The organism is Streptomyces abikoensis (genome assembly GCF_014648775.1).
GTDB lineage: Bacteria > Actinomycetota > Actinomycetes > Streptomycetales > Streptomycetaceae > Streptomyces > Streptomyces abikoensis.
Window position 1 is genome coordinate 342,898 of the sequence record NZ_BMRT01000002.1, and the last position, 10,490, is coordinate 353,387.

Consider the following 10,490-nt stretch of genomic DNA (forward strand, 5'->3'; position numbering starts at 1 on the left):
AATGAGGCCGGGTCAGCGATCGCCCAGACGGCCGAGCTCGTTGTCGATGAAGGCGAAGATCTCGTCCTCGCTGGCGGAGCCGATCCGCTCGGCGACCTCGGTGCCGGCGGTCTCGGCCGCGCCGCCCCGCCACTTCTCCAGCATCTGGAGCAGCCGGTTGGAGACGGCCGCCCGGGTGAGGGCGTCGGGTTCCGTGGTCGTGAGGGCGGAGTCGAGGCGGTCGAGCTCCGCGAGGAGGGAGGAGGAGGTGTCGGGGCCGTCCTCGCCCACGAGCTGCGAGACGAGGTGTTCGGCCAGGGAAACGGGGGTGGGGTGGTCGAAGGTCAGGGTGGCGGGCAGCCGCAGCCCCGTCGAGGCCGTCAGCCGGTTGCGGAGCTCGACGGCGGTCAGGGAGTCGAAGCCCAGGTCCTGGAACCCCTTCTTCGCCCCGATCGCCTCGGGCGAGGCGTGCCCGAGCACACGTGCCGCCTCCGCCCTGACGAGCTCCACGGCGAAACGTACGCGCTCTTCTTCCCGTATTTCCCTCAACTGTCGTGCGAGTCCGGCGGCCGTCGCGGCACCGTCCCCGGCGGCCGCCGCCACCCGTCGGCCGCCCTTCACCAGGCCGCGCAGCAGCGGCGGCACCTCCCCCTGGGCGCGCCGTGCGCCGGAGGCCGGGCCGATCGGGACGACGTACGGCTCGTCGAGCCCGACGGCCGCGTCGAACAGCGCCAGGCCCTGCGCGACCGTCAGCGGCGGCACTCCGGACGCCGCGATCCGCTGCATGTCGGCCTGCGACAGCGTGCCCGTCATACCGCTCCCCTGTGCCCACGCCCCCCACGCCAGGGACTGGGCGGGGAGGCCGAGACCCCTGCGGTGGTGGGCGAGGGCGTCCAGGAAGACGTTGCCCGCCGCGTAGTTGGCCTGACCGGCGCTGCCCATCACACCGGAGATGGAGGAGTAGACGATGAAGGCGTCGAGGTCGAGGCCCTTGGTGAGCTCGTGGAGGTGCCAGGCGGCGTCGGCCTTCGGGCGCAGGACGGTCGCGAGGCGGTCGGGGGTCAGGGAGGTGACGACGCCGTCGTCGAGGACACCGGCCGTGTGGATCACGGCCGTCAGCGGACGGGCGGACGGGACCCCGGCCAGCAGGCCCTTCACCTCGGCTCGGTCGGACGTGTCGCAGGCGACGAGCGTCGCCTCGGCGCCCAGGGCGGCGAGTTCGTCGGCCAGCTCCGCCGCGCCGGGGGCCTCCGGGCCACGGCGGCTCGCCAGCAGCAGGTGCTTCACACCGTGCTCGGTCACGAGGTGCCGGGCGAGTACGCCGCCCAGGCCGCCTGTGCCACCGGTAATCAGCACTGTGCCGGTCGGGTTCCATGTGTGTACCGCTGCCGGAGTGCCGACCTCCGCCGCGACGCGGGCCAGCCGCCCCACGCGCACCACGCCGTCGCGGACGACGAACTGGGCGTCGCCGCCTGCGAGCAGACCGGGAAGCACGATGCTCGGGTCGGCGACGGCGACGTCATCGACGTCGAGGAGGACGAATCGTCCGGGGTTCTCCGACTGTGCCGAGCGCACCAGGCCCCAGACCGCGGCGGCCGCCGGGTCACGGACGGCGTCCGCCGCGTCGGCGGGGATGGCGTTACGGGTGAGGAAGAGGAGGCGGGAGGCCGCGTGGCGGTTGTCGGCGAGCCACTCCTGAACGAGCTGGAGGGCGTGGGCCGTCAGCCGGTGCGCGGCTGCGGGTACGTCCTCGCCGTCGGTGGTGGCGACCGGGACCACGACGAGATCCGTGCCGGCCGGTACGTCGGCCAGGGACGCGATCCCGTAGCCGCCGAGCGTCACGGACCGGTGCGTCTCCTGGGCAGTGGCGACGGGGTCGGGCGCCGGGACCCACTCCAGGCGCAGCAAGGCACCCTGCTCCGCACCGGCCCCGGTGGGGGCGTCGTCGGCGACCGGCCGGGGGTGGAGGACCAGCGTCTCCACCGACAGCACGGGAGCGCCGGAGGCGTCCACCGCCGCGACCGAGACCGAGTCCCCCGCGGTCCGGGTGAGGCGTGCCCGTACGGCCGAGGCGCCGCTTGCGTGCAGGGAGACCCCCGACCATGACAGCGGGGACAGCTCTTCCTCACCGTCCAGGCCCGCGAATTCCGCTGCCTGAGCGAGGGATTCCAGCAGGGCGGGGTGCATGCCGTAGTAGGCGGCGTCGGACGCGGCCTCACCGGTCAGCTTCGACTCGACGTACACCTCGTCGTCCCGGACCCAGAGGGTGGTGAATTCGTCGCCCGCCTCGACGGCGGTGGCGCCGGTGGGCGGCCAGATGGACGCGTCGAAGGACACGACCTGCTCGCCGGAGGCGAGGACACCGGAGGCGTGCTCGGTCCACGGCTCGTCGAGGGCGTCCTCGGGGCGTGAGTAGACGCGGACGGCACGGGCCCCTGTCGCGTCCGGCGCGCCCGTCCACACCTGGAGCGCGAGCGCGGACTCACCGGTGAGGGCCAGGGGCGTGTGGACGGTCAGAGCGGTGACGCGGTCGCAGTCCACCTCGTCACCGGCGCGAATGGCCAGCTCAAGGAAGGCCGATACGGGGAATTCGCTGGTCTGCGGGGCAAGCCGGCTCGTGAACAGCATCCCGTCGGAGTCGGCCAGCGGCACAGCGGCGCCCAGGAGCGGATGCCGGGCGGGCACGAGGCCGACGGACGAGACGTCACCGGTGAGGGCGGCGGGCCGGGGCCAGAAACGATCGTGCTGGAACGCGTACGTGGGCAGCTCGACACGCCGGGCACCGGTACCCGCGAACAGCTCGGCCCACGCGACCTCGACGCCGGCCACGTGGAGCTGGGCGAGGGCGGTGAGGAGAGCGGTCTCCTCGGGACGGTCCTTGCGCAGGGCTGGGACGGAGGGCAGGTCCTGGCCGGGGTCGAGGGTGCGCTGGGCCAGAGCGGTCAGGACACCGTCGGGGCCGAGCTCCAGGAAGGCGGTAGCGCCCGCTTCGCTCAGCGCACGGACGCCGTCGGAGAAACGGACGGCCTCACGAACGTGCCGCACCCAGTACTCGGGGGTCGCGACAAGCTCGGCCGCAGCCAGCTCACCCGTCACGTTCGAGACGAGGGGAATGGTGGGCGCCTGGTATGACAGGCCCTCGATGGCCCGACGGAAGTCCTCCAGCATCGGGTCCATGAGCGGCGAGTGGAAGGCGTGGCTGACGGAAAGCCGCTGGGTCTTGCGGCCCTCGGAAGCGAAACCCGCCGCGATGGCCAGAGCCGCAACCTCGTCACCGGCGATGACCACGGCCTCGGGGCCGTTGACAGCGGCGATCGAGACACCAGCGGTGAGACGAGGCGTCACCTCGTCCTCGGTCGCCTGCACAGCCACCATCGCGCCGCCGGAAGGCAGCGCGTTCATCAACCGCGCACGCGCCGCGACGAGGGAACACGCATCCTCAAGGGAGAAGACACCGGCGACGTGCGCGGCAGCGATCTCACCGATCGAATGCCCCGCCACGAAGTCCGGCCGCACTCCCCACGACTCGACCAGCCTGTAGAGGGCCACTTCGAGCGCGAAAAGCGCAGGCTGAGTAAAACCGGTCTCGTTCAGCGCCTCGGCGTCGTCGCCGAATATGACATCCCGCAGCCCATCGAAGCGCCCCAGCACCTCGTCCAGCGCCCCCGCGAACACCGGGAACCGGGCGTACAACTCCCGCCCCATCCCCAGCCGCTGCGAACCCTGACCCGAGAACAGCACCGCCAGCGACCGCTCCACGGCAGCCCCGCGAGCCACCTCGTCCCCTGCCAGCAGCACCGCGCGGTGGTCGAGGACGGCCCTTCCCGTCGCCAGCGAGAAGCCGATATCGACCGACTCACCAGCCACAGAAGCCAGCCGCTCCACCTGCTTCGCCAGCGCCGCCTCCGACTTGGCCGACACCACCCACGGCACCAGCCCACCCGACGACGCAGCAGTGTCAACACCGCCCTCAGGCGCCTGCTCCACAATCACGTGCGCGTTCGTGCCGCTGAGACCGAACGACGACACGCCCGCGCGCCACGGACGGTCCACCTCCGGCCACGCCCGCGCCTCCGCGAGCAGCTCCACCGCGCCCGCCGACCAGTCCACATGCGACGACGGCTCGTCGATGTGCAGGCTCTTCGGCAGAACACCATGCCGCATCGCCATGACCATCTTGATGATCCCGGCCACACCCGCCGCAGCCTGCGTATGCCCGATATTCGACTTCACCGACCCCAGCCACAACGGACGCTCCACGTCCCGCTCACGACCATACGTCGCCAGCAACGCCTGCGCCTCGATCGGATCACCCAACGTCGTACCCGTACCGTGCGCCTCCACCGCATCCACATCAGCCGCCGACAACCCCGCACTCGCCAACGCCTGCCGAATCACCCGCTGCTGCGACGGACCATTCGGCGCCGTCAGACCATTCGACGCACCATCCTGATTCACCGCCGAACCACGCACCACCGCCAGCACGCGGTGGCCATTGCGCCGCGCGTCCGACAACCGCTCCAGCACCAGCACGCCTGCGCCCTCCGACCAGCCCGTGCCGTCGGCGGCGTCCGCGAACGCCTTGCAGTAGCCGTCCGCCGCCAGCCCGCCCTGGCGGCTGAAGCCCGCGAAGGTCATCGGCGTCGACAGGACCGTCACGCCGCCGGCGAGGGCGAGCGAGCTCTCGCCGCTGCGGAGGGACTGGGCGGCGAGGTGGAGGGCGACGAGCGACGACGAGCACGCCGTGTCCACCGTCACCGCCGGGCCCTCCAGCCCGAAGGTGTAGGAGATCCGGCCGGAGATGACGCTGGTGGCGAGGCCGGTGCTGGCGTGGCCCTCGACGTCCTCGCGGGAGTTCATCACGAGCGTGGCGTAGTCCTGGCCCGTGGTGCCGACGAAGACGCCCGTCTTCGTGCCGCGCAAGGCCGTCGCGTCGATCCCGGCCCGCTCGAACGCCTCCCAGGACGTCTCCAGCAGCAGCCGCTGCTGCGGGTCCATCGCCAGGGCCTCGCGCGGCGAGATGCCGAAGAACCCGGCGTCGAAGTCGGCGACGTCCTGGAGGAAGCCGCCGCGCCGGGTCGCGCTGCCGCCCCGGTTCTCCGGGTCCGTGCCGAAGAGCGCCTTGAGGTCCCAGCCCCGGTCGGTGGGGAAGCCGGTGATGCCGTCGCGGCCTTCGGCGAGCATCCGCCACAGGTCCTCCGGCGACCGTACGCCGCCGGGCATCCGGCAGGCCATGCCGACGATGGCGATGGGGTCGTCGGCGACGGCCGGGGTCCCGGCGGTGGTACCGGTGGCGCCGGCGGCCTCGTGCTGTTCGAGCAGCTCGGCCATGAGGTGGCTCGCGAGGGCGGCCGGGGTGGGGTAGTCGAAGATCAGGGTCGCGGTGAGCCGCAGACCGGTGGCGGTGGTGAGCCGGTTGCGGAGTTCCACCGCCGTCAGGGAGTCGAAGCCGAGTTCGCGGAACTCCCGGCCCGCTTCGACCTGCCGTGCCGAGGCGTGCCCGAGGACGGCGGCCGCCTCGGCCCGGACGAGGTCGGTCACGGACCGGAGCGCGTCCTCCTCCCCCAGCGCGGACAGCCGGAGGCTGAGCGCGGCCGCCGTGCCGGCGCCGCCCGCCGCCGTGGCCGCCGTTCGCCGGCCGCCGCGGATCAGGCCGCGCAGCAGCGGGGGTACGACGCCCGGGGCGCGCCCGCCGCGCGCGGCGGGGCCGATCGGGACGACGTACGGCTCGTCGAGACCGACGGCCGTGTCGAAGAGCGCCAGGCCCTGTTCGGCCGTCAGCGGGGGCACTCCGGAGGCCGCGATCCGCTGCATGTCGGCCTGCGACAGCGTGCCCGTCATGCCGCTCGACTGCGCCCACGCGCCCCACGCCAGGGACTGGGCGGGGAGGCCGAGACCCCGGCGGTGCCGGGCCAGGCCGTCGAGGAAGACGTTGCCGGCGGCGTAGTTCGCCTGGCCCGCGCCGCCCATCACGCCGGAGACCGACGAGAAGAGGACGAACGCGGCCAGATCCAGTTCCCTGGTGAGTTCATGGAGGTGCCAGGCCGCGTCGGCCTTCGGGCGCAGGACGGCCGAGAGGCGGTCAGGGGTCAGGGAGGTGACGACGCCGTCGTCGAGGACACCGGCCGTGTGGATCACGGCGGTCAGCGGACGATCCCCCTGGACCCCGGCCAGCAGCCGCTCCACCTCTCCGCGGTCCGCCGTGTCGCACGCCTCGACGGTCGCTTCCGCGCCGAGGGCGGTCAGTTCCTCGACCAGCTCCGCCGCTCCCGGCGCCGCCGGGCCGCGGCGGCTCGCCAGCAGCAGGTGCCGCACACCGTGCTCGGCCACCAGATGCCGGGCCAGCAAGCCGCCCAGGCCGCCCGTACCACCGGTGATCAGCACCGTGCCGGCCGTGTCCCATGTGCGTACCGCTGCCGGAGCGTCCGGCTCCGGCGCGACCCGCGCCAGCCGCCCCACGCGCACCGCACCGTCGCGCACCACGAACTGGTCGTCGCCCGCCGCCAGCAGCCCCGGCAGTTGGGGCAGTACGTCAGCGATGTCCGTATCGGCGTCGAGGTCGAGCAGGGCGATGCGGTCCGGGTGTTCGGTCTGCGCCGAGCGCACCAGGCCCCACGCGGCGGCGGCCGCGAGGTCGCCGCCGTCCGTCGCGCCCCGCGTGACGAACACCAGTCGTGAGCCCGCGAACCGCTCCTCCGCCAGCCACTCCCCCACCAGGCCGAGCGCCCGGGCCGTCAGCTCGTGCGCCGCGCCGGGCACGTCGGTCCCGTCGGCGCCCGCTGCCAGCGGGGCCAGTACCAGCTCCGTGCCGTCCGGTACGCCGGCCAGGGCCGGCGCGGCCGTTCCGGCGGCCAGGGTCACCTGGCTGATCTCGCGGTCCTCCGACCGCTCCTGCGGTGCCGGGACCCAGTCCAGCCGGAGCAGGGATCCATGCTCCTGGCCGCCGGCCCGGCGGTCGGTCTCGGTCTCCGCCCGGTCGCGGAGCACCAGCGTGCTCGCCGAGAGCACCGGTGCGCCCTCGGTGTCGACGACGGTCACGGAGACGGTGTCCTCGGCGGTCCGGGTGATGCGTATCCGTACGGCCGACGCGCCACCGGCGTGGAGGGAGAGCCCGGACCACTTCAGCGGTACCGGCTCGTCGGCTCCCCCGCCCGGCGCCGTGATGGCGAGGGCCTGGGTGACGGCCGTCAGCAGCGCCGGGTGGAGGCCGAACGCTCCGGCGTCGTCCGCGGCGTCGGCGGGAAGGGTGGCTTCCACGAAGGTGTCGGCGGCCCGCGTCCAGATCGCGCGGACGGTCCGGGAGGCGGGGCCGTGTCCGGCCTTGTCGTAGAACTCCTCGACGGCACCGGCGCCGACGGCGGTGGCGTCGCGCGGCGGCCACTCGTCGGTGCCGAAGTCCGCGACGCGCTCGCCGGGGCTCAGCGTGCCGTGCGCGTGCTCTGTCCAGGTCTGGTCGGGGGTGTCGGCGAGCTGGGAGTAGACGCTCACCTTCCGGGCGCCCGCGGGGTCGGGGGCGCCGACCCAGACCTGGAGGAGGACGGCGTGCTCGTCGTCCAGGGCGAGCGGCGACGTCAGGGTGAGTTCGTCGACGCGGCCGTAGCCGACCTGGTCGCCCGCGCGGACGGCGAGCTCCACGTACGCGGCGGCCGGGAACGTGGTGCCGTCGGCGAGCCAGGGGTGGGTGCGGGTGGAGAGTCTGCTGGTGAACAGCACGCCGTCGAGGCCGGCCAGGGACACGGCCGCGCCGAGCAGCGGGTGGCCGGCGGGGGTGAGGCCGGCGGCGGACACGTCGCCCGCGACGGCGGCGGGCTTGGGCCAGTAGCGCCGGTGCCGGAAGGCGTACGTCGGGACGTCCACGCGGCGGGCGCCCGTGCCGTCGAACCACGCGGCCCAGTCCACGGCGACGCCCGCCACGTGCAGCCGGGCGAGCGCGGTGAGCAGCGAGCGCTCCTCGGCGCGGTTCCGGCGCAGGGCGGTGAGGGCGAGCGGGGTCCCGGTGGTGTCGTCGAGGCTGTGCTGGGCCATGGCCGTCAGCACGCCGTCGGGGCCGAGTTCCAGGAACGCGGTGGCGCCCTCGTCGGCCAGCGTCCGGACGCCGTCGGCGAAGCGGACGGTCTCCCGGACGTGCCGCACCCAGTACTCGGGCGTGCACAGCAGTTCCGCCGTCGCGATCCTGCCCGTCACGTTGGAGACGACCGGGAGGCGCGGTGCCTGGAAGGACAGCCCGGCCAGGGCCTGCCGGAAGTCGTCCAGCATGGGGTCCATGAGCGGCGAGTGGAAGGCGTGGCTCACCGCCAGCCGCTGGGTCTTGCGGCCTTCGGCGGCGAACTTCTCGGCGATGCGGGGCACCGCTGTCTCGTCGCCCGCGATGACGACGGCGTCCGGGCCGTTGACGGCGGCGATCGAGACGCCGGCGGTCAGACGAGGAACCACCTCGTCCTCGGACGCCTGGACGGCGACCATCGCACCGCCGGGAGGCAGCGCGTTCATCAACCGAGCACGGGCCGCGACGAGGGAACACGCGTCCTCAAGGGAGAACACCCCCGCCACATGCGCGGCCGCGACCTCGCCGATCGAGTGGCCGGTGACGTAGTCGGGGCGCACTCCCCACGACTCGATCAGCCGGAACAGGGCCACTTCGAGGGCGAAGAGCGCGGGCTGGGCGAAACCGGTGCGGTCCAGCACGGCCGCGTCGCCCTCGAACATGACCTCGCGCAGCGGGCGTTCCAGGGCGCCGTCGAGGTGGGCCGCCACCGCGTCCAGGGCCTCGGCGAAGACGGGGAACCGGTTGTACAGTTCCCGGCCCATGCCCACCCGTTGGGATCCCTGGCCCGTGAAGAGCACCGCCAGGGGGCGGCCGCCGGCGGCCGCGCGGCCTCGCGCGGCCTCGGACAGGGAGCCGTCGGGGCCGGCGAGGAGGACCGCGCGGTGGTCGAAGGACGAGCGGCCCGTGGCCAGGGAGTGGCCGACGTCCACGGGGGCGGCGGTCCCGGCGAGGGCGGTGGCGCGCTCGATCTGGGCGGCGAGCGCCTCCTCGGTCTTGGCGGACACCGGCCACGGCACCACACCGGGCCGGACCACGGGCGCCTCCGGCTCCCCCACCGACTCGGGCTCGGTGGCCTGTTCCAGGATGACGTGCGCGTTCGTCCCGCTGATGCCGAAGGAGGAGACGCCCGCGCGCCACGGCCGGTCCACCTCCGGCCACTCACGGGCTTCCGTCAGCAGTTCCACCGCTCCCCCAGCCCAGTCCACGTGTGCCGAGGGCCGTTCCGCGTGGAGGGTGCGCGGCAGCACGCCCCGGCGCATGGCCATGACCATCTTGATGACTCCGGCGACGCCCGCCGCCGCCTGCGCGTGGCCGATGTTGGACTTCACCGAGCCGAGGAGCAGCGGCCGTTCGGCCGGGCGGCCCTGGCCGTAGGTGGCCAGCAGGGCCTGGGCCTCGATGGGGTCGCCGAGCGGGGTGCCCGTGCCGTGGCCCTCGACCGCGTCGACCTCGGCGGCCGTCAGGCCCGCGTTGGCCAGGGCGCGGCGGATGACCCGCTGCTGGGCGGGGCCGCTGGGGGCGGTGAAGCCGTTGGAGGCGCCGTCCTGGTTGACCGCCGAACCGCGCACCACCGCCAGCACCGGGTGACCGTTGCGGCGGGCGTCGGAGAGGCGTTCGACGAGGAGCATGCCGACGCCCTCGGACCAGCCGGTGCCGTCGGCGGTGTCGGCGTAGGCCTTGCAGCGGCCGTCGGCGGCGAGGCCGCCCTGGCGGCTGAACTCCATCAGGGAGCCCGGTGACGACATGACGTTGACGCCGCCGACGAGGGCCATGGAGCACTCGCCGGCCCGCAGGGCGTGGATGGCGGAGTGGAGGGCCACGAGGGAGGAGGAGCAGGCCGTGTCGACGGTGACCGCCGGTCCTTCGAGGCCGAGCGTGTAGGAGAGCCGGCCGGAGGTGGCGCTGGCGGCGATGCCGGTGCCGATGTCGCCGGTGGCGTCGGCGAGGGAGCGGACGAGGAGGTAGGCGTAGTCCTGGCCGTTGGTGCCGACGAACACGCCGGTGCGGCTGCCGCGCAGGGTCGCCGGGTCGATGCCGGCGCGTTCGATCGCCTCCCAGGAGGTCTCCAGCAGCAGGCGCTGCTGGGGGTCCATGGTGACGGCCTCGCGCGGCGAGATGCCGAAGAAGTCGGCGTCGAAGTCGGCCGCGCAGTCGAGGAAGCCGCCTTCCTGGCTGACGCTGTTGCCGCGCTTGTCGACTCCGGCGTCGCGCAGGGCCGCGAGGTCCCAGCCCCGGTCGGTGGGGAAGCCGGAGATGGCGTCCCCACCGGCGGCGACGAGGTCCCAGAGGTCCTCCGGGGTGTGGACGCCGCCCGGGTAGCGGCAGCTCATCGCGACGATGGCGACGGGCTCGGTGGCGGCGGCCGCCAGGGCGCGGTTCTGCCGGCGCAGGTGCTCGGTCTCCTTGAGGGAGGCCCGGAGAGCTTCGACTACTTTTTCGCTGGGCGTGGTCATGTTCCGCTCTC

General features: G+C 73.8%; 1 protein-coding gene. It reads right to left on the reverse strand.

The window, feature by feature from the left end:
* Positions 1-12: 12 nt before the first annotated feature.
* Positions 13-10,479, reverse strand: coding sequence for a type I polyketide synthase (locus IE096_RS08170; RefSeq protein ID WP_189450126.1), 10,467 nt, complete (start codon positions 10,477-10,479; stop codon positions 13-15).
* Positions 10,480-10,490 lie beyond the last annotated feature (11 nt).